This window comes from Xanthomonas sp. D-99 (assembly GCF_017746145.1).
GTDB lineage: Bacteria > Pseudomonadota > Gammaproteobacteria > Xanthomonadales > Xanthomonadaceae > Xanthomonas > Xanthomonas cissicola.
Map to the genome: position 1 here is coordinate 1 of NZ_JAGHWU010000007.1, position 22,581 is coordinate 22,581.

Sequence of the window (22,581 nt, forward strand, 5' to 3'; positions counted from 1 at the left end):
ATTCCCGCGGAAAGCGCCAGAAATGGCGAAATTCCGAAGTTCCAAAAGCCACTCTTCGGAACGACGCCACCTTCCGCCCTGTCAGGTCTCGTTGTTCAGACCTTCCCTAATCACACCGGAACTGCGTTCGACTCCCACGTCGAAGGTGTACTTGATGCCGGCTGCAGTAGTCATCACGAAGCCCTCGCCGGGATAGCCATTTGCAGTGGCGCCTTTGCATGAAAAAGCATCCGTGGCCGATGTGGTCCACAGATGTGCGCCCCCGTCAGATGGTGCGAGCGGCGAACCGTCGAGAATCAGCAGCTCGTGATCGCCACGCCCGGGAATATGTACCGAGTTTCCATGCCAAACATCGCGATACTTGACGCTGGACCGGACAGCCGGGTAGAAGACCGCCGAGCAGCGGGCCTTCGGACGATTCAGGATATCCGTGTCCCACTTATAGGCCGCATCGAACGTACCACTGATGGAGGGCACATCTATTTCCCAATTTCCCAAGCCGGCGTATTCCTTGGAGAAGTCGCCCTGCGGTTTGGGCTTGACGATAAGCCGGCGAGCTAGCTCCACTGGCAAAGCATCGTTGCCTCTCAGCTGGATATCGACGTTGCGAAACGCAGTCTGCCCGTCAAACAGACTGACGCTATCTCCCATCAAATCGTCGCCCAGCGCGGGCGTCTTCTCTGTCGCTCTGACGAGCTTGGCGTACTCGACATAGGGCTCGATCGCATTTTGCGCCCTGGCGGTACCTGCAACGCTGCCCAAGACCATTCCCACGAATACCAATCCAATGCGCATCGCCCACGATGACGCGCAGCAAAATCCATATTGCATAGCCGCCCGATCCTGAATGTTGAGGTCCCGCACGGCCCCCTGAAGGAAACTCACGCCGTATCGGTGGCGAATTATTATCAGATCAGTCGAACAAAGTCATCTCGGCTCAATCGACGTGGTGACAGGCATTACTCACGAAAGATAAAGACCATAAAAATCATAGCCATACTCGCGCACTGCCTTTATAGGCAAGCAACGGAGCAGGGTATCGAAAAAATACCTGGTCCCTGGACCACCCATCCAGAGATGGCATTACAGAACTGTACGCCCCGAGCGAGAACTGTCACTATTGCTGAACTAGTTGCCAGCCACACAATATCTCCAGGTCGCCAGCTTCCAGCGCACGCCATTGCCCCGACGGCAAGCCCTCCAGCGACAGGCCACCGATGCGGCTGCGGTGCAGCGCGACCACATGGTTGCCGGCGGCAGCGAACATGCGCCGCACCTGGTGATAGCGACCTTCGTGCAGGGTCAGCCGCGCCTGGCGTGGGCCAAGCACCTCCAGTTCGGCCGGCAGCAGCGGCTTGGTTTCGCCCTCCAGCAGCAGGCTGCCGCTGGCGAACAGCGTGGCCTCCTCGCCACGCAGGTCCTCGGCCAGGGTGATGTCGTACACCTTGTCCAGCGCGGATTTGGGCGAAATGATCCGATGCAGCAGCGCGCCGTCGTCGGTCATCAACAACAGGCCGCTGGTCTCGCGGTCCAGCCGCCCCACCGGCGCCAACACCGGCGCACGCAGGCGGAAACGTGGCGGCAGCAATTCGTAGATCAGCCGGCCGGTGTCCTTGGTCGAGCAGGTGTAGCCGCCGGGTTTATGCAGCAACAGGCTCAAGCCCGCCGGCGGATCGAGCGGTTCGCCATCGATGCGGATGGCGTCGTGCTCCACCTGGTCGTCGGCATACAGCACCTCGCCTTGCGCATCGGTGATCGCGCCCTGCCGGAACAGCTGGGTGACTTGCTTGCGGCTGCCGTAGCCGAGATTGGCGATGTGTTTGACCAGCTTCATGGGCGCGCCCCGCGGCCGCGGGTCGCCGCGATCAGCTTGAATCCATCGCGTTCGGCAGCCACGCGCACCTGCCCGAAACTGTCGTTGAGCACCTGTTCGTAGGGTAGATGCCGGTTGGCGACCAGCAGCAGTTGCCCGCCCGGGCGCAGCGCCTGTGCGGCCACTGCAATGAAGCGCTGCCCGATGTCCGGGCGGTCGGCACGCGACGGCGTATGGAACGGCGGGTTGCTGACGATGAAATCGTATTGCCCCACCAGCCCGGCCGTGACATCGAGCCAGTGGTAGTGCAGCTGCGCCGGATGCGTGATGTCCTGCAGATTGCGCCGCGCCAGCGTCAACGCGCGCGCCTCGGCTTCGTACAGATCCAGCGCGGCGACCTTGGGACAACGCGCCAGCACTTCGGCCGACAGATACCCGAAACCCGCGCCCAGATCGGCGCCATGGCCGGCCAGCGTGGTGGGCAGATGCTCGACCAGCAACGCAGAAGCGGGGTCGATGCGATCCCAGGCAAAGACCCCGGGACGGCTGACAAAGCGGCCGTCCAGAATCTTGCGTGGCGCATCCAGCGCGGCCCAGCGGGCCTGCAGCGTGGCATCGGTGCCAGCCGGCAGCGGCGCGCTCCAATAGGTGCGGCAGTGGTACTTGGTCAGGCTACCGGCCAGCCCGGTGAGCTGGCGCAGATCCGCTTCCCCCGAGCGTGCGCCTTCGTTGTTGGACTGGCAGGCGACCACGCGGCCACCGGGTGCAGTCAACGCCACCGCACGTGCGAACAGCGCACGCGCCTCTTCGCGCTGCCGCGGGGGCAGTACCAGCACCAGGGCATAGCGCGTGCTGTCGGCCTCGTTCTCGCTTTCTTCGCGCACCGTCCACCCGTTGCGCTCCAGCGCTTCGGCAAACGGACGGAAGCTCTGCTCGCAGGTCAGCGTCTGGGTAGTTGCCCGCTCGCGCAGCGGAAAACCGTCGCGCGCGCGCAGGAACAAGACCGGTCCTTCCGGCCATGGCAGCGCGCCTTGAGCAAAGGGCAGAAACAGCGCTTGAAGCGGGGCGTCGTGCGGGCCAGCCATCGGATCATCGGGTCAGGGACAGGCCGTCATTGTAAAGGGAGCGGTGGGATCACACCGCCTGCTGGGATTGCGTACTGACTGTCCGGCCTGAAAGGAGAGCTTTGCGAAGCATCCAAAACAATCCCATTGGATGCCAATTGACAAACGATGGTGCTGCGCGGAGCGCAATAATGCGATAGGCATCTCCTGATTCAATCTCACCCACAGGCTGCGCTCGAATGGCTGACCGACGCGTGGAAGGCATCTTCAATCAGTGCATTGACAGCGCCAAATCAAAACCCCACGCTTGAGCTCGCAGGAAGACCGTCGATCATCAACAGGAATGCTGGATATGAGATATAGGAAATATTTCGGACTGTTTTCCATGGCACTACTTTTGGGGACATCCGCGCATGGTCAGAATTATCGTGCGGCGACGGCGCCATCCAGCTCGATGACAACAACGCAGAAAAGTTTATATCGCGCCGGATCTAACGAATCGCAATCCATCATCGCTTGGATCAAGCAGCACTCACCAAAGTATCCGCCGCTGTTACCGGCAAGTAGCTTGAGTGTCTCCCGCAGCATCGTCTCGACCGGATTGATGCGTATTCAGTCCGGGCCGGATGGTCCACCGGTTCCTTTGCCCGCCAGCGGCGTCCCCGGCGAAAAAATCACCATCCGCAACGAATTTCCTGGCGGAGCATTTGAACAATGGGATTACGAATGGGCTGGTCAGTCGGGTGGATCATGGCAACTGACAGGCTACCAATTCAGCGCACCGACAAGTAGAGGCGACAACGACAATCCGCGGCAGCCTTTCTGATTTCTTGTACTCCGCATAATCGTCAGCCAGCTCCTCTGGCTTGTTTGAAGAGAGGGGCTTGGGGATATTGGCAGACGCTCAGTTGAGGTCGAGCATTGCGCCCAGAGTCTGCGCTTTAGTCAACTCCGCAACTTGAAAATCGGCCGTCTTGCTTCCCCCGCCATTGCAGGGAGCGCCGTGGTCATATTGCCTGCTGGTCGCCGCGTCTACACAGGTTATTGATGCGCACGCAACATTCGCCCGCCTAGGCTGGCATCCAAGCCCACAGCGGAGAGACGCGATGCGAGCCTTGTTCGTAGGAGGAGTTGTCGACAACAGCGAGATGGATCTGGACGACACCCCGCCACCGATGCACTACCCCGAAAACACTGGCGCCGGCAGACCCCGCTACCGCCTGCACCAGATTGGCGAACGTGGCGATGGCACGGTGGCCTACGCGGTGTATGGCGCCCCGGAAATGGCCGACGAGGACATCACTCGCATTACCGAAGAGCGTGGCTACGCGCGGCGCTTCAGTGCCTCGCCGGAGGCACCCCGTTAAGGGCGAGGTACTCGATGCGGGCGCCTGGAACCTGCTCTGCCGCACGCGATGGAGCATGCGTCAGGCGCCCTCGATCAAAGCGCGCATAGGTCACTGCCGACAGGCTGCACGTGAATTGACCAGACGCTTGCTCGGTTTTGCGTCTATCGGATGGGGTCAGCCCGACCACTGATATGGGTTCGCTTGCGGGCAACCGTACTTTCCGGCAATACCCCGGTGCTGCGCTTCCGACGCTGCGTGTTTCGAGTTGCAGCCTGCAGCGCAGGGCAGCGGCGCGGTTGAGTGGTTTTCAGCACGGTGAACGCAGGCTGCGCACGGCACCCTCAGCTACTTTCGGGGTCCCCTCTACAAGACACCCAGGATAATTCGTGGGAGAGGTGTGTCTCCCATCGCAGCTGGGATTGCCTGCTCTCCTGCGCAAGCGGTCGCATGCGGGCTCAGCGCGCCTTCGGCGTCACCCGCCAGATCACATTGCCTACATCGTCGGCCACCAACAATGCGCCGCGACTGTCCGGCGCCACGCCCACCGGGCGGCCCTGTGCATTGCCTTCGGCATCCAGGAATCCGTCCAGCACCGTGATCGGCGGGCCGTTGGGCTTGCCGTCGGCGAACGGGACAAACAGCACCTTGTAGCCGCTGGGCGGGTCGCGATTCCACGAGCCGTGCTGGCCGATGAAGGCGCCCTGGCGGAAACGCTCGGGCAGCAGGCTGCCGCTGGCGAAGCTCAGGCCAAGTGATGCTGTGTGCGGGCCGAGCGCGTAATCGGGCTTGATCGCCTTGGCCACCAGTTCGGCATTCTGCGGTTTGACCCGCTCGTCCACGTGCTGGCCGTAATAGCTGTATGGCCAGCCGTAAAAACCGCCGTCGCGCACCGAGGTCAGGTAGTCCGGCACCAGGTCGCTGCCGATTTCGTCGCGCTCGTTAACCACCCCCCACAGCGATTTGCTCTGCGGCTCCCACGCGGTGCCCACCGGGTTACGCAAGCCGCCAGCGAAGACGCGGCTGGTGCCGGTGGCCGGGTCGATCTCCAGGATCGCCGCACGATTGAGCTCGGCTTCCATGCCATTTTCGGCTACGTTGCTGTTTGAGCCGACGCCGACATAGAGCTTGCTACCGTCCGGGCTGGCCAGCAGCGACTTGGTCCAATGGTGGTTGATTCCGCCGGGCAGATTGGCAACGAAGGTCGGCTTGGCGGTGAGATGCGTGTCGCCGGCCTTGTACGGAAAACTCACCAGCGCATCGGCATTGGCGACATAAAAGCGGTCGCCGATCAGCGCCATGCCGAACGGCGAAAACAGGCCGCTGACGAACTGCGTACGCACCTCTGCCACGCCGTCGCCATCGGCATCGCGCAGCAACGTAATGCGATTGGCGCTCGCCACCGCCGCGCCGGCCTTTTTCATCATCGCGCCCTGCACTTTCTTGCGCAGCCCGCCGCCGGCTTCGGCATCTTCGGGCTTGGGCGGCTCGGCCGTTTCGGCCACCAACACATCGCCGTTGGGCAGCACGTAGATCCAGCGCGGGTGATCCAGATCGCGCGCAAACGCTGCAACCTGCAGATCGTCGGCCGCCATGGGCCTGGCATTGGCTGCCCAGCGTTTGACCGGCGCCACTTTGACGGTGGGAATCAGACGCTTCACCGGCTCGGGCAATTGCGGGTCCGGCCCGGTCCCCTGTTCGATCGCCAACGTTGCCGTATCGCCGCACGCGGCGAGCACGGCAAGCGCCATCAACGACAGCGGCCAGCGAGCGAACTTCAATCGGGATGCATTCATTGCGGGCAAATCCTGGACGGTTGCGTCAGCCAGTGATCATGCCGCCAATGCGACGGTGAGAAGTAAACACACCGTCAACACACCGCCGTCACGGCATGACTTGCGGATCGGCGCCCAGCAACAACGGATGCACCGCCACGATCCGGTCCATCCAGATCCATTGCGGCTCCTGCGATGCATCCAGCTGGTCAAGTCGCAGCTGACCGTTCACTCCTTCGTTGTCGTGGTCGTCCAGATAGGTCTGCAGGCTGGGGCGCACGGCGACCGTGCCGCTGATCATGCTGCCGTCGTCGAGCTCGATCCGTACACGCTCCTGACCATCGAGCAGGGACACCCAATGTTCGAGCGTGGCGATCTGGACCTGTTCGGAATACACGTGCGGGGCGTACTTGGGCATTGCGCGATCTCCATGGGCTGAGCGCGTCAAGCTAGGCCAGCATGCGTGAAAGAGGCAGAAAACGTACTGGGCGCCCTTGGTCGGCATTGGCGCGGCGTTGTCGCCACGCATGCGCACGCATCCGTCTTCTAGCGCGGCCATGCTGCAACGGTGGTGAAAGGCTCATCCATGAAACGACCTGTGCGTCGCATGACGATCGGTTGTTCGGGGTAGATCGGCGCCTCATGGAAAGACGCCGGGTACGCAAGCAACACGCACGCTACTGCGCATCCAACGCGTCGCCTCACCACCTTGCGGTGACCCGCTGCGCGGCTGTGCGCTACGCGCCGTCACTCCACCGCCTGGCGCGCGGCACGCACGGCCGTGACCAGTTGCGCCACGCTGTAGGGTTTGGCCAGATGTTCCTGAAACCCGGACTCCAGCGCGCGCTTGCGGTCGTCTTCGCGGGCCAGGGCGGTGACTGCCACGGCCGGCAACGCGGTGGCATCCAGCCCGAGGTTTTCGCGCACCGTGCGGATCAAGCCGTAACCGTCCATGCCCGGCATGCCGATATCGGTCAGCATCAGATCGAAGCGCGCGTGGCCACGGTGATCGATCAATGCCAGCGCATCGGTGGCGCTGCCGGCGGTGACCACTTCGGCGCCCTGCTCTTCGAGCAGACGCCGCAGATAATCGAGCATGTCCGGTTGGTCTTCGACCGCCAGCAGGCGCAGACCGTTGAGCGCGCGCGCTTCGACGATCTGTTCGGACATCAGACGCCGCCGCAATTCGCGGCGTGGGCGCTTGGCCTGATCGGGAATATGTTCCGGCAGCCGCACGGTGAAGGTCGCGCCCTTGCCACGCCCACCACTGGTGGCACCGACCTGGCCGCCGTGCATTTCCACCAGCTGCTGCACGATGGCCAGGCCCAGACCAAGGCCGCCATGCTGGCGCGTGGTGGTGCCGTCGGCCTGGCGGAAACGGCCGAACAGATGCGGCAGAAATTCCGCTGCAATGCCATCGCCGGAGTCGCAGACCGACACCCCCAGATGCCCGTCGTCGCGCTCGATTTTGACGTCGATACGGCCATGTGCCGGGGTGAACTTGATGGCGTTGGACAGCAGATTCCACAACACCTGCTGCAGGCGCGTGGCATCGCCAAGCACCAGGCATGGCGTGGGCGGCACGTGCAGCTCCAGCACCTGGTCCTTGCCTTCGGCAGCCAGCTCCTGGGTATTCAAGGCTTCGCGCACCTGCTCGACCAGATCCAGCGATTCGACTTCCAGCTGCACCTTGCCCAGCAACATGCTGCTGAGATCGAGCATGTCGGAAATCAGCCGCTTCTGCGCACGTGCGCTGCTGGCGATCACCGACAGCCCCTTGTAATACGGCTGGCCTTCTTCCACCCGCTGCAGCAGCAACTCGCTCCAGCCCAGGATGGTGGTCAGCGGGGTGCGCAGTTCGTGCGACAGCGTGGCCAGGAACTCGTCCTTCAGCCGCGCCATGCTTTCGGCCTCGTTGCGCGCGCTGCGCTCGGATTCCAGCAATTGCTCGCGCGCCAGTTCGATCTCGCGCTGCTCGGTCACGTCCGGGCTGCTGCCGGCCAGGCCGATGAAACGGCCGTCGGCCGAATAGCGCGGCGTGGCGGTCATTTCGATCCAGCGCCACTGCCCATCATGGCGGCGCGCGCGCACCAGCGCGCGCAGGCCGCGCTGTTCCTGCAGCGATGCCGCCAGCTCGAACTGGAAGGTCGGCAAGTCGTCCGGATGCAGCAGTTCGCTCCACGCCGACACCGTACCGCTGGAAATATCCAGGCCGAAAAATTCGCCATACGCGCTGTTGACGAAGCGCACCACGCCCTGCGCGTCCAGTACCCACACCGGCATCGGCAAGCCGTCGGCCAGCGCACTGAAACGCGCCTCGCTTTCGGCCAGCTCGCGCTCGACGCGTTTGCGCTCGGTGATGTCCATGAACAGGATCGCCACCCGCGCCTGCTCCGGCTGCCCGACCCGGAACGCATCCACCGAATACCAGCGCTTGAGCGCCTTGGCCTGCATTTCGAAGTGGATGCGGTTGCCGGTGCGCGCAACGTGACCATAGCGGTCGAACCATTCCTGCTCGTGCTCGGGGAGCAGGTTGCGGATGGAGACGTTCAGTGCGTGGGGCGACAGACCTGTATAGCGCTCGAAGGCGCCATTGGTGGTGCGGATCACATAGTCCACCGCCTGCTCGCCGTCGAACACCATGTCGATGACGCAGAATCCGGCGTCGATGTTGTGGAAAATCTCGTGATACATCGCCGGGTCCAGAAACGGCTCGGCGATGGCGGCCGGCAGTGCGGCAGCCAGCGTAGGGCTGGAAGAAGGAGTGCTCAAATCGGAAACCACGGATGCTGCCGGAGCGGATGACGGGCAGATGAAACCATGCCCGATGTCGTCAGCGGGTGCACGCCAGGCTGGCAAAGTTCACGTTTTCGTTGCCAAGTCCCGGGTTTACCACAAGGTGGTGGCAGCGAAGCCGATGCAGGTTGCCAGCACCACGATGCCGGCGATCACGCCGCGAAAGACCCATTCCCCCTCGCGGCGCAGCTGTTCGTCCATCCAGCGCTGCGCTTCCTCGCGCCAGGCGGTGGACCGCGTGTAATCGGAGTCCAGCAGCAACAGGCGCACCCGCGCCACCCCCATCTGTGCGCATTCGACGCGGCAGCGCTGGCTGAAGCCGTCTTCCCCACTGGCAATCTCCGCGCCCACCGGCAGTTGCAGTTCGAGTTCATGCCTGGACATAACGGGGACGCTCCTGATCAAGCTCGTGTTCCAGCGCCATGCGCGCCAGCTGGGTGTAGTTAGCACGCGGACCCTGTCCACGGCCGGTGAGCATCCCCTGGTAGTCCAGGTGGTGCCAGACCCGGCCGGTCCACTCCACGCAATCTTCGGCAATGACCAGCATCAGCGAGTAGCGATAGTCCAGGCCATCGGCCGCGGTGTAGGTGTAGACCGGCGGGAACTGCACGGCCACATCCACCTGGCGCGCCAACGCTGCCAGATGCTCGCGGAGCGCATCACGCGGATCGGCACCCGGCTCCAGCTGCAATGCGCGCGTTGCCAGGTCCAGGTCGACCTCGCTCTGCAGTGCCACGAAGGCGGCCGCACCGGAAGCGGGGTTGTGACCGTGCTGCTTGGCCCAGTCGATGAACTGCAGACGCACGTCCGACGGCATGTGTGCCGGCGCCGAAGACGCTGATTTTGTGCGGAAAGAGTGGGTGTCCATGCTGGCGATCTTCCGGGCTGTGCCGTGAAGCGCGGGCGCAGGCGCAGTGAACCCGCCGTCATGGCTTTACAGTGCAGATTAACCGCGCGGCAACGTGGTCGCGGACCCAGGTGTGCTGCGCGTTGCGGGCCCTCGGAGCCACCCCCACACTGCGGGAACAGCCGGTACACACCGTACCTTCCGCTTGGAGGCTTTCGATGAAACGTTCCACTCTTTCCGGCGCCAGCCTGCTGCTGGCTGGCTTGCTTGCGGCGACCGGCGTGCAGGCCGGGGTGCGCAACGTCACCGACCCCGATGCGCCGCGCGCGCTCAGCAGCGATGGCAAGGTGGATGTGCGCTGGACCGACCCTGCGCAGTTCTCCGAGGTGCGCTTCAGCGGCAACCGTTGGGAGGCGCAACGCGGCGATTGGGTGACCCAGCTGGCCACCCACTTCCAGCAGAGCGCAGCGCGCCAGTTGCCCGACGGCCAGCACCTGAGCGTGACCATCACCGACATCCGCCGCGCCGGCCAGTACGAGCCCTGGCACGGGCCGCGCATGCAGGACGTGCGCGTGGTCAAGGACATCTACCCGCCGCGCCTGAGCTTCACCTACACGCTCACCGGCGCCGATGGCCGCGTGATCGACCAGGGCGAACGCAAGCTGGTGGATTCGGCCTTCCTGATGAGCGGACCGCGCCTGACCGACAGCGACCCGCTGCGCTTTGAGAAGGCGATGATCGACGACTGGGTGCGCAAGCAGTTCCGCACTGATCGCAGTACGGCTGGGTTGTGATTGGTCGGTGCCGACGGCGCCGGGAAAGCAACTCGGCCTTGAAAGACAACGGCGCGTGGCAACGCGCCGTTTTTGTCTGTGGGCGCGCTAGAGCCCCCTCCCGTCGGGCGGAAAGGCACTGCTTGCGCGCCACTGGCGCGCGTGCCTTGGAGCGCCCGCGCTGCTAGCGCGGGCCGGGGCGCGGAGCGGGGGTTGGGCTGAAGGTACGAGCGAAGCCCACTTGTTGTTCGAAGTGCATGTGGCTTCGCACGTCCCCCTCATGCGCCTCTTCGGGGCACCTTCTCCCCACGAAGGAGGACAATGCCCCGGTGGGAGAAGGGACACCTCACCGCGTGACTCCCTCGCTCGCTGCAGCCTCGCCCATATACACCCGCGGCACCCGCTTGAGCCCGCACAGCAGCTGGTACGCGCTGACGTTGCATTGGGCGGCCAGCGCGCCGACCTGCGGCGCATCACCCCACAGCTGCACCGGCGTGCCGATGTCGGCCTGCGGGTGGTCGGTGAGGTCCACGGTGAGCATGTCCATCGAGACGCGACCGATCAACGGGCAGACCTGGCCGTCCACCAGCACCGGGGTGCCGTTGGGTGCGAACTGCGGGTAGCCGTCGGCATAGCCCATCGCCACCACGCCGACGCGCGTGGGTCGTTCGGCAACGAAGCGGGCGCCATAGCCCACCGGCTCGCCGGCCGGCAGATCGCGGACCGAAATGATGCGCGAGCGCAGCGTCATCACCGGACGCAGTTGCGCGGTGTGCGCGGTGTGCTCCGGGAACGGGTTGGCGCCGTACAACATCAGCCCAGGGCGCGACCAGTCGTTGCGCAGTGCCGGCCAGCCAAGCAGGCCGGGCGAATTGCGCAGGCTGGTTTCCGCGCGCATGCCGCCGGCGGTCAGCGCAAAGGCCACCGCCTGTTCGTCGGTGCGGCTGCAGTCCAGTTCGTCGGCGCGCGCCAGATGGGTCATCAGCACCAGCGAGGCGATCTGCGGCAGCCCGCGCAGGCGCAGCCAGGCGGCGCGGAAGTCTTCCGGCGACAGGCCCAGCCGATGCATGCCGCTGTCCATCTTCAACCACACCCGCAACGGCCGCGGGCTCTGGAACTCGGCCAGCGCGCGCACCTGCTGCGGCGTGGCCGCCACCGTCCACAGATCGTGCTCGGCGATCAGGCGCAGCTCGTCGTGTTCGAAGAATCCTTCCAGCAACAGGATCGGCGCACCGATACCGGCCTGGCGCAGTTCCAGCGCCTCTTCGATGCAGGCCACTGCGAAGCCATCGGCTTCCGGCTCCAGCGCCTGCGCGCAGCTCACTGCGCCATGCCCGTACGCGTCGGCCTTGACCACCGCCAGCGCCTTGCTGCCGCCCAGGCGCTTGGCCAGGCGGTAGTTGTGCCGCAACGCCTCCAGATCGATCGACGCTTGCGCAGGACGCACTACGCAGCCTCCCGCTGCGGACGCGCGCTGCGTGGCGACAGGTAGCGGAACACATCCAGGCCTTCGGTATCGATGTCGGGCGTGCGGCCCTGCATGAGGTCGGCCAGGTAGCGCCCGGAGCCGCAGGCCATGGTCCAGCCCAGCGTGCCGTGCCCGGTGTTGAGGAACAGGTTGGCATACGGGGTAGCGCCGACCACCGGGGTGCCATCCGGGGTGGCCGGGCGCAGGCCGGTCCAGAACTCGGCCTGGGCCAGATCGCCGCCACCGGGGAACAGGTCGTTGACCACCATTTCCAGGGTGGCGCGACGACGCGGATTCAAGGACATGTCGAAGCCGGCCACCTCGGCCATGCCGCCGACGCGGATACGGTCGTCGAAACGGGTGAGCGCGATCTTGTAGCTCTCGTCCAGCACCGTAGAGGTCGGCGCGCGCTGCGCATCGACGATCGGGATGGTCAACGAATAGCCCTTGAGCGGGTACACCGGCAGATGCAGGCCGAGCGAGAGCAGCAAATCGGCCGAATAGCTGCCCAGCGCCAGCACGTAGCGGTCGGCGGTCTCGATGCGGCCATCGATCTGCACGCCAGTGATTTGGCCGCCGGCATGCTCCAGCCGCTCGATCTGCTGCCCGTAGCGGAACGTGACACCTGCCTGCGCGGCCAGTTCGGCCAGGCGTTGGGTAAACAGGCGGCAGTCGCCGGTCTGGTCTTCGGGCAGGCGCAACGCGCCAGCCATCTGCGCGCCGCCGCCGGCCAGTCCAGGTTCGAACTGCGCAATCTGCTCAGGGCCCAGCAGCTCGTACGGCACGCCGTACTGGGCCAGTACTTCGATGTCCTGCGCGGCCGCATCCAGCTGCTGCTGGGTGCGGAACAACTGCGTGGTGCCCAGCTGGCGGCCTTCGAATTCGATGCCGGTCTCGGCGCGCAAGGCGTTGAGGCAATCACGGCTGTAGTCGGACATGCGCACCATGCGCGCCTTGTTCACCGCATAGCGCTCGGCGGTGCAGTTGCGCAGCATCTGGCTCAGCCAGGCCAGCTGGCGCAGGTCGCGGGTGGGGCGGATCGACAGCGGCGCGTGCTGCTCGAACAGCCACTTCACCGCCTTGCCAGGCACGCCGGGTGCGGCCCAGGGGGAGGTGTAGCCAAACGACAGCTGGCCGGCGTTGGCGTAGCTGGTCTCCAGCGCCGCCGCCGGCTGGCGGTCGACCACGGTCACTTCGCAACCGGCCTGTGCCAGGTACCACGCACTGGTCACGCCGATGACGCCGCTACCGAGAATGAGCACACGCATGTCGTTCTCCTGGAAAGGGCATTCCCCCACAACTACGCACAGAGGGGGACAGTTAGACGCAGTATATTGCGAGCCAGGCAGTGCCATTTCTGGAATCGGCACGGCTTTGCAGTGAAACTTCCTGCCAAACCTTGCCGAGACAAACCCCATGAGCACCCGCGCCCGCGAGCTGGACAAGATCGACCGCAAGATCCTGCGCATCCTGCAGCAGGAGGGGCGGATTTCGTTTACCGAACTGGGCGAGCGGGTCGGCCTGTCGACCACGCCATGCACCGAGCGCGTGCGACGGCTGGAGCGCGACGGCGCAATCACCGGCTATTACGCGCGGCTGGACCCGCACTACCTCAAGGCCAGCCTGCTGGTGTTCGTGGAGATCAGCCTGGCCTACAAATCCGGCGACATCTTCGAAGAATTCCGCCGCGCCGCGCTAAAGCTGCCCAACGTGCTGGAATGCCATCTGGTCTCCGGCGACTTCGACTACCTGCTCAAGGCGCGCATCAGCGAGATGGCGTCCTATCGCAAGTTGCTCGGCAGCACCTTGCTGACCATGCCGCATGTGCGTGAATCCAAGAGCTATATTGTGATGGAAGAGGTCAAGGAGACGCTGGCGTTGCCGATCGCCGATTGAGCCGGGATTCGGGATTGGCGGTTGGCGGTTGACGGTTGGCATCGGCAGATCGCGCCGCTGCTGTCAGCGCACCACGCGCATGCCATCGCCCGCCGGTACCGCGTCATAGTAGCGGCCGGTCTTGGTATCCAGCACCCGGTTGGCGCCGGCCGGCTGCATGCCCTGCAGCAAGCGGCCATTGCGGTCGTAGACCATCGGCTTGGTCGGCGCCACCTGGCTGCCCGCAGGCGCGATCGGCGTTTGTGCCGGCCCGTGCGTGGGGATGCTCGGCGCGACCGGGCGTTGCCCCAGCTGCGAGGGCACCGGTGCGGCGGAAGGCGCCGGCTGCAGCGTGCGCGGCGGCGTCACCGTGGGCTGGACGGGCGTCGGCGTGGTAATGGGCTGCAAGGTCGTGGACGAGCGCGTGGTGGTGGCCGACTGCGCCGCCACCGCGCTGGTCATCGTCAGTAGAACGCACAGCAGAACGCGGCGGCTTGATGAGTGGATCGCCATGACAGGCACCTTGCGTGTTTGAGGGTAATGCAGTGATTGGGGCGCAAGGACGCTGCGGCAATGCATGCGACCGGCCGGGGGATGAACGCTTTCGCAAGGTGGTTGCGGTGCGAAGACTTCCACCGTAGTGGCCGGCCGTTGGCTGCGTCTCAACGGTTGAACCACCCCGACAATGCCCACATCACGGAAGCAGGCGCCGGCACCCCGCTGGCGAGCGCATGCGAGAGCCTCATGAGCCAGTTCGATCTGACCCCTCCCTCCCCCGCCCAACGCGATGCCCTGATCGCCGGGCTCAGCGACGAGGAACAGCGCGTGCTGCTGCACCATGGCACCGAGGCGCCATTCTGCGGGGTGTTCCTGGACAACAAGCTGGACGGTGTCTATACCTGCCGGCTGTGCGGCCTGCCGTTGTTCCGTTCCAGCGCCAAATTCGACTCCGGCACCGGCTGGCCGAGCTTCTTTGCGCCCTACGACCCTGCCCATGTGCGCGAGATCCGCGACACCAGCTACGGCATGATCCGCACAGAAATCGTGTGCGCGCGCTGCGACAGCCACCTGGGACATGTGTTCCCGGACGGCCCGCCCCCCACGGGCGAGCGCCACTGCCTGAACTCGGTCTCGCTGGGCTTCACCGAAAACGGCCAGGCCCTGCCGAACCCCCTGGATCGCCAAGGCGCCGAAGCGCAGACGGACTGACGGCCCGCCTACCTGCGAGGCCACGGCCATTGCAGTGTCTGGAGGCGCTCGACAAGGCCTCCCTGCGCTTTTGTGCGCCGAGGCCAGCACCGCTCGCGGGTGATTCGAGCCGGCACTAGCGCTGTGAAAATCGGTTGCGGCGCGAGAACTCCAGACACGGCTTGATTTCCGTCCGGGCGGCCACACGCAGGCTACGTCCCAGCCGTGAAGCGGCCGCGTGTTCAGTCGTGGGCAGGCCTTCCCGGCTCCGGCGCGCAAGATGCACCCGCTTGGGCGGCGCCGGAACCCAGCACTCCACGTCCAGCCGCCGCAACCCGGCGGCGATCCCAACCAGGCAGGAGTCCGCAGATGCATATGTCCTCATCCCTGCTGCTTACCGGCCTGCTGGCCGCCGCCCTCGCCGGCTGCAACGCAGGTCGCCCGCCCTCTGCAGCGCAGGACGCCAAGCCTGCACAAGCGCAGCCAGCCGGCATCCAGGCCGATGCCCGCCCGCTTGCCACAGGCACCGACGCCAGCGTGACCGGCCCGCTGCCGCGTCCGGCCAAGACGCCCGCCCCGGCCGCGGCGGCTGCCGACCCCGCGCGTCCCGCGCAGACGGTGGCCTGGCGCTGTGGCCCACGCACGATCGCGACACGCTTCGACGCGGCCACCGATACCCTGCGGCTGACCCTCGAAGGCCGCACGCTGATCCTGCTCAGTGCCCAGGCGGCATCCGGGGCGCGCTTTGCCGATGCGCAGGGCAACCAATGGTGGGAACACGCCGGCGAAGCGACGCTGTCGCTGGCAGGCGGCGAGGCGCTCAAATGCGTGCATGAGACCGCCACCACAATCGGCTAGACATTCAGCTACAGCGCACGTCTTCACGCGGTGCGCTTCAAGAATCGGCCGCGCAAGCCGAAACCACTAGCAACCCCAGTTTGCTTCCGGCTGCGCCATGCTCATCATCGTTGGCTTCATCGTCGTCATCGTCAGCGTCCTCGGCGGCTACGTGCTGTCGCACGGAAAGCTGGGCGCGCTGTGGCAGCCGTACGAGTTGATGATCATCGGTGGCGCGGCATTGGGCGCCTTCCTGGTCAGCACGCCGGGCAAGATCGTCAAGGAAACCCTCAGCGGCATCATGGGCGTGTTCAAGGGCCCGCAGTACAAGTCCGACGACTACAAGGACACCCTGAGCCTGATCTACGAGCTGTTGAACAAGGCGCGCCGCGACGGCTTCATGGCGCTGGAAGACCATGTCGAAAAGCCGCAGGACAGCACCATCTTCGGTAACTACCCCAAGGTAGTGGCCGACCATCACCTGCTGGATTTCATCACCGACTGCCTGCGCCTGATGATCGGCAGCAACATCGAGCCGCACGAGCTGGAACCGCTGCTCGAACTGGAACTGGAAAAACACCATCACGAAGCCCTGGCGCCGTCGCATGCGCTGAGCAAGGTGTCCGACGGCCTGCCCGGCTTCGGCATCGTGGCGGCGGTGCTCGGCATCGTGATCACCATGGGCTCGATCGGCGGGCCGATCGAAGAGATCGGCCACCATGTCGGCGCCGCGCTGGTGGGCACCTTCCTCGGCATCCTGCTGGCCTATGGCTTCGTCTCGCCGTTGTCGGCGGCGATGGAAGCGCGTGCCGAGCAGGACGGGCGCATCTACGAAGCGGTCAAGACCGCGCTGCTGGCCTGCCTGCGTGGCTACAACCCGAAGATTGCGCTGGAATTCGCGCGCAAGACCCTGCCCTCCAATGTGCGTCCGAGCTTCGGCGATTTCGAAACGCACCTGAAGACGATCAAGTAGGGCCACGGTCATGGCCGAGGCCAAATCCACCGTCATCATCCGACGGGTCAAGAAGGTACAGGGCGGCGGCCATCATGGCGGCGCCTGGAAGGTGGCGTTTGCCGACTTCGTGACCGCGATGATGGCCTTCTTCCTGGTGCTGTGGCTGATGGCGGCCACCACCAAGGAACAGCGCGCGGCGATCTCCGAATACTTCCGCAACCCCAGCCCGCTGTCCGGCAAATCGCCGGCGCCTTCGCCCGGCATGAACGGACCCGGCGGCGCCAGCACCTCGATGATCAAGCTCGGCGGTACCGCCGACATGGCCAAGGGGCAGAAAGACGAAATGGGCCGCAAGCGCGACAACGCGGCCGATACCGACGTGGACAGCCGCGCCAAGGACAAGAAGCGCCTGGAAGCGCTGATGCAGGATCTGAAGGAGGCCATCGACAAGAGCCAGGCGCTGGAGCCGTTCAAGGACCAGTTGCTGCTGGACCTCACGCCCGATGGCCTGCGCATCCAGATCGTGGACAAGCAGAACCGCCCCATGTTCGACATCGGCCGCGACCAACTCAAGCCGTATACGATGGCGATCCTGCGCGAGCTGTCCAGCTTCATCAATCAGGTACCCAACCACATCAGCATCACCGGTCATACCGACACCACCGCCTACAGCAGCGATGCCGGCTACACCAATTGGGAACTCAGCGCCGACCGCGCCAATGCCGCGCGCCGCGCCCTGGTGGCCGGGGGCATGTCCGATGCCAAGGTGACGCGCGTGGTGGGGCTGTCCTCGTCGGTGCTGTTCGACAAGACCGATCCGCAGAACCCGATCAACCGCCGCATCAGTATCGTGGTGATGACCCAGGACGCCGAAAACGCGGCCCTGGCCGGCGCCGGACAAGGCGTGGCCCTGGGCAAATCGCTGCACGATGCCGACACCCAGGTGCCGGATCTGAGCGGCGCCGCGGCCACCGGCACCGCCACCGTGGGGACGCCTGCCGAAGGCGCAAAACCAGCCACGGCCCCGCCCGTTGCCGCTGCCGCAGCTGCGACCCCGGCTCCGGCCCTGGCATCGGCAGGAACTGCTGCTGCGCGTCCGGCAGGACCACGCATGTCTTCCAGCGCGCAGGTGGCCTCTGCCACGGCGCTCGCCAAAGCGGCAGAAGCGGCGGTGGAGAAGCAGTAACGCGGGGCGGGGGGCCTGGAGGCGCAGGCGGCGATTGGGATTCGCCAGGAAATCGCCCCCGGGAACATGGCCTGCGGTTGTTCGGGCTTGGCGTACTGGTGGTGGCTCCTCGGTCGGTGCCTGCGAAGACGGTGCGTCCCGGCCGCCCGGCCGCATCCACGGGCCAACTCCGCTACGCATCGCATCGTGCGGCGCACGCTCTAGAATGGCCGGCCATTCCCAGCGTCGAGAACACCGTGTCCCGCAATTCCAAAGCCAAGCGCGACAAGCGTAAGAAGCAGCAGCCCAAGCGCCCTTTCGTCCGTCTGGGCCAGGCGCCCCAGGTCACCAACCATGCCGTGCTGCAGGACGCCGATGGCCGCGTGGTCGCCGCGATCGGCCTGCAGGGTGGCAGCGAGTGGATGTTGTCGATCGGCGGCCAGACCATGGGCAGCGCCGACAACCCGGTCCCGATGCTGGCCATGCTCAAGCACCTGGCCAACCTGCAGGAAGCCGAAGGCAAGACCATTTCGCTGGAATATTCGACCCAGCTGCAGCAGATGATCGACGACCTGGCCGCCGACGAAGGCCAGACCGCCGAGGAATACCTGACCAAGCTGGTGTCCGAGTTCCAGAACGCCGATGCGGATGAAGACGGCGACGCGGAAGACGCAGCAGAGGACGCCGGCACCGAGGCCGGTGCTGACGACGTGGCTGAAGACGACACTGCCAGCGCCACCGACACTGCGGCAGACGCCAGCGACGAGGCTTCCGACACTGCGGCGGACGAGCCCGACGGCGCCAGCGACGGCAAGAAGCCGAAGAAGTCCAAGAAGGCCTGACCCGGCCGGTGGCCGTCTATGTCGACGATGCGGTGCACCTGTGGCGCGATCAGCGCTGGGCGCACCTGCTCGGCGATACGCTGGACGAGCTGCATACGATGGCGGCGCGGCTGGGCATTCCCCGCCGCGCCTTCCAGAACAAACTCAGCGGTGCGCACTACGACGTGCCCGCACCGCTCCGCCTTGAGGCCATTGCCCACGGCGCCATTCCCATCTCCCGCCACACCGACCGCGCACTGCTCAAGGCCTTGATCGCCAATGCGCGTGCGCAGGCGCGGGGCGAGATGCCGTGAGGCGGGGATTGGAGAGTGGGGATGAGGGAGTCGCAACGGCGGTGGCCGCAGCCTGATTGGCGGCTCGCCGTTGTAGGAGCGCGCCCGAGCGCGAGCAGCCATCCCGGTAACGCCCGTCGCGCGCAGGCACGCTGCTACGTGGCAATCGCCGGGCCGTGGACCATGCCTGCGCGGCCGACCCTACCGGCAGCACGCGCTGGGCGTGCTGCCGAGGAGCGCGCACCACCACGGCTCGACACGCCCTACACACCCACAGACCGCTCCTGCGAATCCCGAATCCCCAATCCCAGCCTTCAAAACGCCTCATTCCCCAGCCGCACTTCCACCCCCAGCAACGAGGTCAGCGCCAGCATGGCGTCGTCGTCGCGGCTGAGCGCAATCCAGCCGGCGTAGGCATCGCCACCGGTGTTCCAGTTCCACAGCGAGTAGCCGTGCTCGCGCAGGCGATCGAATGCCACCGCCATCAGATCGGGGACCTCCAGGTTGCCAGCGAAATCTTCGTCGTCTAGGTCGCCGCCCCAGTCGATGCGCAGGTTCCAGCGCGCACTGAGCTCGTCGATGGCGGCGATGAACGCATCGGCGTCCTTCCAGTCCACATAAAAGCCAGAGCGCCAGTCGATCGCGTCCTTCAGCGCCCACAACCAGGCGTCGTCGCCTGCGTCGTGATCGGCCTCGGCCTGCGTTTCGCGCCAGGCGTCGAACTGGGCCAACGCGGTGTCCTCGTCGCCGGGGTTGATCAGCATCAGCAGGTTCCACACCCGCGCCGGATGGTCATCCACATCGTCTTCGTCGCCCTCGGGCTGCAGGCCTTCGTCGTCTTCGTAGTCGGCACTGTTGTCAGGCATTGCGGTCTCGTTTGCTGGAGTGCAGGGGCGGAAGTGTGAGGCCTGACGGCGCGCAAGCAAACCGATTGGCGCACGTCACCGCGTCGCCGGGGCTGGTCTTCCCGGCGCAGGCCCGTATCCTGTGCGGCCGAAGACGGCTATCCCGGCCGCCATGACGCCTTTCCCATGAGCGATACCCCTCCCGATCACCTGGCCATCGACGCACGCAGCCCGTTCCATAATGCCGATGCCCTCAACCGCGGCGTCGGCGTGCGCTTCAACGGTGTCGAACGCGACAACGTGGAGGAATACTCGGTCAGCGAAGGCTGGATCAAGGTGCAGGTCGGCAAGGCGCGCGACCGTCGCGGCAACCCGATGACGATGAAGATCAAGGGCGAAGTGGTGGCCTATTACCTGGACACCAAGGACGGCGCCAAGGCTGCCGAGTAAAAACAGCGGACAACACGACTTCGCACAACGCTGCTGCAGGTCGGCTGATCTGTGCCCTGGCCGCAGGGCCCTCGCAGCCCACCGTCGCCGGACACGCTGAAAGTAGGTCCTTGTAAGCTCCGTAGCGGCATCCATGCCGCCAAGTGTCCCGCGACGGTGGGCGGGCAAGGACCAGTCAAGTTGGTCGGTGCGCGATGCTTTCCATAAAGCCGCCAGGAACTGTCTGGTGCGATGTCCTTGCCGATTGCGGGACCGTTGGCGGCATGATGGATACCGCCATCGAGCCCCTACGGAACGGGGTTACGGCGTGTCCCGCGAACGGTGAGGGCACCGCGCATTCGACCCACTCAGCGCCTTACCTGGACACCTGCCGGCGTCCACCAGGATGCGGCCAACCAAACCATTGCATCCCTCACTCACGCCTTGAGCCGGTAACCGCTGCGGAAGATCGCCGCCACGATGCCCAGGCACACCAGCAGGAACAGGAACGTCATGCCGGTGCTCACTGCGATATGCACATCGGCCTTGCCGTAAAAACTCCAGCGGAAGCCGCTGATCAGATACACCACCGGGTTGAACAGCGTGACCTTCTGCCACAACGGCGGCAGCATGTTGATCGAATAGAAACTGCCGCCCAGGAAGGTCAACGGCGTCACCACCATCAGCGGAATCACCTGCAGTTTTTCGAAACCATCGGCCCAGATGCCGATGATGAAACCGAACAGGCTGAAGGTCAGCGCGGTGAGCACCAGAAAGCCCAGCATCCACACCGGGTGCGCGATCTCATACGGCACGAACAGCCGTGCGGTCAGCAGGATCAACAACCCCAGCATCACCGACTTGGTCGCCGCCGCGCCCACGTAGCCGATCACGATCTCCCACCACGCCACCGGCGCGGACAGTACCTCGTAGATGGTGCCGGCCCAGCGCGGCATGTAGATGCCGAACGAGGCGTTGGAAATGCTCTCGTTGAGCAGCGACAGCATCACCAGGCCGGGAATGATGAAGGCGCCGTAGCTGATGCCGTCGATATCGCCCATGCGCGAACCGATCGCGGCCCCGAACACCACGAAGTACAGCGAGGTCGACAATACCGGCGAGGCGATCGACTGGGTGAGCGTGCGGAAAGCGCGCGCCATTTCGAAGCGGTAGATCGCTGCAATCGCATGCAGGTTCATGCGCGCACCTCCTGCTGACGTGCGCCATGCACCAGGTTGACGAAGATCTCTTCCAACGAACTTTCGCTGGAATGCAGGTCTTTGAAATCGATGCCCTGCTCGTTGAGCCGGCGCAGCAAGGCACCGATGCCGGTCTGCTCGGCCTGGGTGTCGAAGGTGTAGATCAGGTTATTGCCGTCGGCCGACAGCTCCAGCGGCAGATCGGCCAGCGCGGCGGGCAACGCCTGCAACGGCGCCTGCAGGCTCAGCGTGAGCTGCTTCTTGCCCAGCTTGCGCATCAGCGTGTGCTTGTCTTCCACCAGCACCAGCTCGCCGCGATTGATGACACCGACGCGGTCGGCCATGTCTTCGGCCTCTTCGATGTAGTGGGTGGTCAGGATGATGGTGGTGCCCTGCTCGCGCAGCCGCCGCACCATCTGCCACATGTCGTGACGCAGCTCCACGTCCACACCGGCCGTGGGCTCGTCCAGGAACAGAATGCGCGGCTCGTGGGCAAGCGCCTTGGCGATCAGCACACGCCGCTTCATGCCGCCGGAGAGCGTGGAAATCTTGTTGTTGCGTTTCTCCCACAGCGACAGCTCGCGCAGGATGGTTTCCAGATATCGCGGATTGGCCGGCTTGCCGAACAGCCCGCGACTGAAACGTACCGTGGCCCACACCGTCTCGAACGCATCGGTGGCCAGTTCCTGCGGTACCAGGCCGATGCTGGCACGCGCGGCGCGGTAGTCGCGCACGATGTCGTGCCCGTCGGCCAGCACACTGCCGGTGCTGGGGTTGATCAAGCCGCAGATGATGCTGATCAAGGTGGTCTTGCCAGCGCCGTTGGGGCCGAGCAGCGCGAAGATCTCGCCACGCCGGATCTCAAGATCCACCTGTTTGAGCGCCTGGAAACCGCCGGCGTAGGTCTTGCTCAAGCCCTGGATGGAAACGATCGAAGTCATGGGTCCGACGCGAATGACGATAAGCGCCACAGGGTAGGCGGTGCGCCATGAAAATGGCAGCAGTGCGGGTGGGATGGTGTCTCCCGACACGCGCGCAGGAGCGTGAACGAACCGTGCTGCGCACGCACGCTGCATCTCGGTGTTGGCGTAT

The 22,581-nt window shown here is 65.1% G+C and carries 25 protein-coding genes; 11 read left to right on the forward strand and 14 right to left on the reverse strand.

Features of this window, described 5'->3' with window-relative positions; translation table 11 throughout:
* Positions 1-81 precede the first annotated feature (81 nt).
* From J7360_RS03665 to J7360_RS03675, 3 genes are all read right to left on the reverse strand, one after another.
* Positions 82-885 (reverse strand): hypothetical protein, encoded by an 804-nt coding sequence (locus J7360_RS03665; protein WP_244667751.1) that lies wholly within the window; start codon positions 883-885, stop codon positions 82-84.
* Between the two features lie 232 nt (positions 886-1,117).
* The gene (locus tag J7360_RS03670) at positions 1,118-1,834 is read right to left on the reverse strand and encodes a pseudouridine synthase (RefSeq protein WP_057663019.1); all 717 of its coding nucleotides are present in this window, start codon (positions 1,832-1,834) and stop codon (positions 1,118-1,120) included.
* Positions 1,831-2,898 carry a class I SAM-dependent methyltransferase gene (locus J7360_RS03675; RefSeq protein WP_209033291.1) on the reverse strand — a complete coding sequence of 356 codons (1,068 nt, stop codon included), beginning with the start codon at positions 2,896-2,898 and terminating at the stop codon, positions 1,831-1,833. Before J7360_RS03675 ends, J7360_RS03670 begins: the two co-directional genes overlap by 4 nt.
* 286 nt (positions 2,899-3,184) lie before the next feature.
* Here J7360_RS03675 and J7360_RS03680 point away from each other — a divergent pair, with 286 nt between their 5' ends.
* Both J7360_RS03680 and J7360_RS03685 read left to right on the forward strand, forming a co-directional pair.
* Positions 3,185-3,703, forward strand: coding sequence for a hypothetical protein (locus J7360_RS03680; RefSeq protein ID WP_244667752.1), 519 nt, complete (start codon positions 3,185-3,187; stop codon positions 3,701-3,703).
* 280 nt (positions 3,704-3,983) lie between these two features.
* Positions 3,984-4,244 carry a hypothetical protein gene (locus tag J7360_RS03685; protein WP_074053337.1) on the forward strand — a complete coding sequence of 87 codons (261 nt, stop codon included), beginning with the start codon at positions 3,984-3,986 and terminating at the stop codon, positions 4,242-4,244.
* 437 nt (positions 4,245-4,681) lie between these two features.
* Here J7360_RS03685 and J7360_RS03690 read toward each other — a convergent pair whose 3' ends face one another.
* From J7360_RS03690 to J7360_RS03710, 5 genes are all read right to left on the reverse strand, one after another.
* Positions 4,682-6,019, reverse strand: coding sequence for a sorbosone dehydrogenase family protein (locus J7360_RS03690; protein ID WP_057659184.1), 1,338 nt, complete (start codon positions 6,017-6,019; stop codon positions 4,682-4,684).
* A gap of 88 nt (positions 6,020-6,107) precedes the next feature.
* Positions 6,108-6,416 carry a DUF3247 family protein gene (locus J7360_RS03695; RefSeq protein ID WP_022560040.1) on the reverse strand — a complete coding sequence of 103 codons (309 nt, stop codon included), beginning with the start codon at positions 6,414-6,416 and terminating at the stop codon, positions 6,108-6,110.
* Positions 6,417-6,745: 329 nt separating this feature from the next.
* Positions 6,746-8,782, reverse strand: a complete 2,037-nt coding sequence (locus tag J7360_RS03700) for an ATP-binding protein (RefSeq protein ID WP_209033293.1) — start codon at positions 8,780-8,782, stop codon at positions 6,746-6,748.
* Between the two features lie 105 nt (positions 8,783-8,887).
* Complete coding sequence (locus J7360_RS03705) at positions 8,888-9,178, reverse strand: hypothetical protein (protein ID WP_057659180.1); 291 nt, start codon at positions 9,176-9,178, stop codon at positions 8,888-8,890.
* The gene (locus J7360_RS03710; protein WP_057659178.1) at positions 9,165-9,611 is read right to left on the reverse strand and encodes a hypothetical protein; all 447 of its coding nucleotides are present in this window, start codon (positions 9,609-9,611) and stop codon (positions 9,165-9,167) included. The genes J7360_RS03705 and J7360_RS03710 overlap by 14 nt, the downstream gene beginning before the upstream one ends.
* 248 nt (positions 9,612-9,859) lie before the next feature.
* Here J7360_RS03710 and J7360_RS03715 point away from each other — a divergent pair, with 248 nt between their 5' ends.
* Positions 9,860-10,435 carry a DUF3016 domain-containing protein gene (locus tag J7360_RS03715; RefSeq protein ID WP_057659176.1) on the forward strand — a complete coding sequence of 192 codons (576 nt, stop codon included), beginning with the start codon at positions 9,860-9,862 and terminating at the stop codon, positions 10,433-10,435.
* Positions 10,436-10,760: 325 nt separating this feature from the next.
* Here the strand turns inward: J7360_RS03715 and alr are convergent, their stop codons facing one another.
* Both alr and J7360_RS03725 read right to left on the reverse strand, forming a co-directional pair.
* A complete protein-coding gene (gene alr / locus J7360_RS03720) occupies positions 10,761-11,861 on the reverse strand; it encodes an alanine racemase (RefSeq protein WP_209033295.1) in 1,101 nt (366 codons plus the stop codon).
* A complete protein-coding gene (locus J7360_RS03725) occupies positions 11,861-13,150 on the reverse strand; it encodes a D-amino acid dehydrogenase (protein ID WP_057659171.1) in 1,290 nt (429 codons plus the stop codon). The genes alr and J7360_RS03725 overlap by 1 nt, the downstream gene beginning before the upstream one ends.
* 148 nt (positions 13,151-13,298) lie before the next feature.
* Here J7360_RS03725 and J7360_RS03730 point away from each other — a divergent pair, with 148 nt between their 5' ends.
* On the forward strand, positions 13,299-13,778 hold the full coding sequence (locus tag J7360_RS03730; protein ID WP_007963043.1) for an Lrp/AsnC ligand binding domain-containing protein: 480 nt from the start codon (positions 13,299-13,301) through the stop codon (positions 13,776-13,778).
* 63 nt (positions 13,779-13,841) lie between these two features.
* Here J7360_RS03730 and J7360_RS03735 read toward each other — a convergent pair whose 3' ends face one another.
* Positions 13,842-14,270 carry a hypothetical protein gene (locus J7360_RS03735; protein ID WP_057659170.1) on the reverse strand — a complete coding sequence of 143 codons (429 nt, stop codon included), beginning with the start codon at positions 14,268-14,270 and terminating at the stop codon, positions 13,842-13,844.
* A gap of 231 nt (positions 14,271-14,501) precedes the next feature.
* Here J7360_RS03735 and msrB point away from each other — a divergent pair, with 231 nt between their 5' ends.
* The 6 genes from msrB (at position 14,502) to J7360_RS03765 (ending at position 19,037) form a co-directional block, all read left to right on the forward strand.
* Positions 14,502-14,966: a peptide-methionine (R)-S-oxide reductase MsrB gene (msrB, locus tag J7360_RS03740; RefSeq protein ID WP_057659193.1), complete on the forward strand. Its 465-nt coding sequence runs from the start codon at positions 14,502-14,504 to the stop codon at positions 14,964-14,966.
* A gap of 348 nt (positions 14,967-15,314) precedes the next feature.
* On the forward strand, positions 15,315-15,803 hold the full coding sequence (locus J7360_RS03745; RefSeq protein WP_022560050.1) for an MliC family protein: 489 nt from the start codon (positions 15,315-15,317) through the stop codon (positions 15,801-15,803).
* 97 nt (positions 15,804-15,900) lie between these two features.
* Entirely contained in the window at positions 15,901-16,755 is an 855-nt protein-coding gene (gene motA, locus J7360_RS03750) for a flagellar motor stator protein MotA (RefSeq protein ID WP_003489127.1), read from the forward strand.
* A 10-nt stretch (positions 16,756-16,765) separates the two neighbouring features.
* Positions 16,766-17,923 carry a flagellar motor protein MotB gene (gene motB / locus J7360_RS03755; RefSeq protein ID WP_057659168.1) on the forward strand — a complete coding sequence of 386 codons (1,158 nt, stop codon included), beginning with the start codon at positions 16,766-16,768 and terminating at the stop codon, positions 17,921-17,923.
* Positions 17,924-18,159: 236 nt separating this feature from the next.
* Entirely contained in the window at positions 18,160-18,744 is a 585-nt protein-coding gene (locus J7360_RS03760; RefSeq protein ID WP_057659191.1) for a hypothetical protein, read from the forward strand.
* 8 nt (positions 18,745-18,752) lie between these two features.
* On the forward strand, positions 18,753-19,037 hold the full coding sequence (locus J7360_RS03765) for a DUF4031 domain-containing protein (RefSeq protein WP_057659166.1): 285 nt from the start codon (positions 18,753-18,755) through the stop codon (positions 19,035-19,037).
* A gap of 293 nt (positions 19,038-19,330) precedes the next feature.
* On the opposite strand, the gene J7360_RS03770 is transcribed toward J7360_RS03765, so the two are convergent.
* The gene (locus tag J7360_RS03770; protein ID WP_007963056.1) at positions 19,331-19,882 is read right to left on the reverse strand and encodes a hypothetical protein; all 552 of its coding nucleotides are present in this window, start codon (positions 19,880-19,882) and stop codon (positions 19,331-19,333) included.
* Positions 19,883-20,047: 165 nt separating this feature from the next.
* On the opposite strand from J7360_RS03770, the gene J7360_RS03775 reads away from it, so the two are divergent.
* Positions 20,048-20,311, forward strand: a complete 264-nt coding sequence (locus tag J7360_RS03775; protein ID WP_022560054.1) for a DUF3297 family protein — start codon at positions 20,048-20,050, stop codon at positions 20,309-20,311.
* Between the two features lie 416 nt (positions 20,312-20,727).
* Here J7360_RS03775 and J7360_RS03780 read toward each other — a convergent pair whose 3' ends face one another.
* On the reverse strand, positions 20,728-21,489 hold the full coding sequence (locus J7360_RS03780) for an ABC transporter permease (RefSeq protein WP_007963059.1): 762 nt from the start codon (positions 21,487-21,489) through the stop codon (positions 20,728-20,730).
* Positions 21,486-22,430, reverse strand: coding sequence for an ABC transporter ATP-binding protein (locus tag J7360_RS03785; protein ID WP_046832524.1), 945 nt, complete (start codon positions 22,428-22,430; stop codon positions 21,486-21,488). Before J7360_RS03785 ends, J7360_RS03780 begins: the two co-directional genes overlap by 4 nt.
* Positions 22,431-22,581 lie beyond the last annotated feature (151 nt).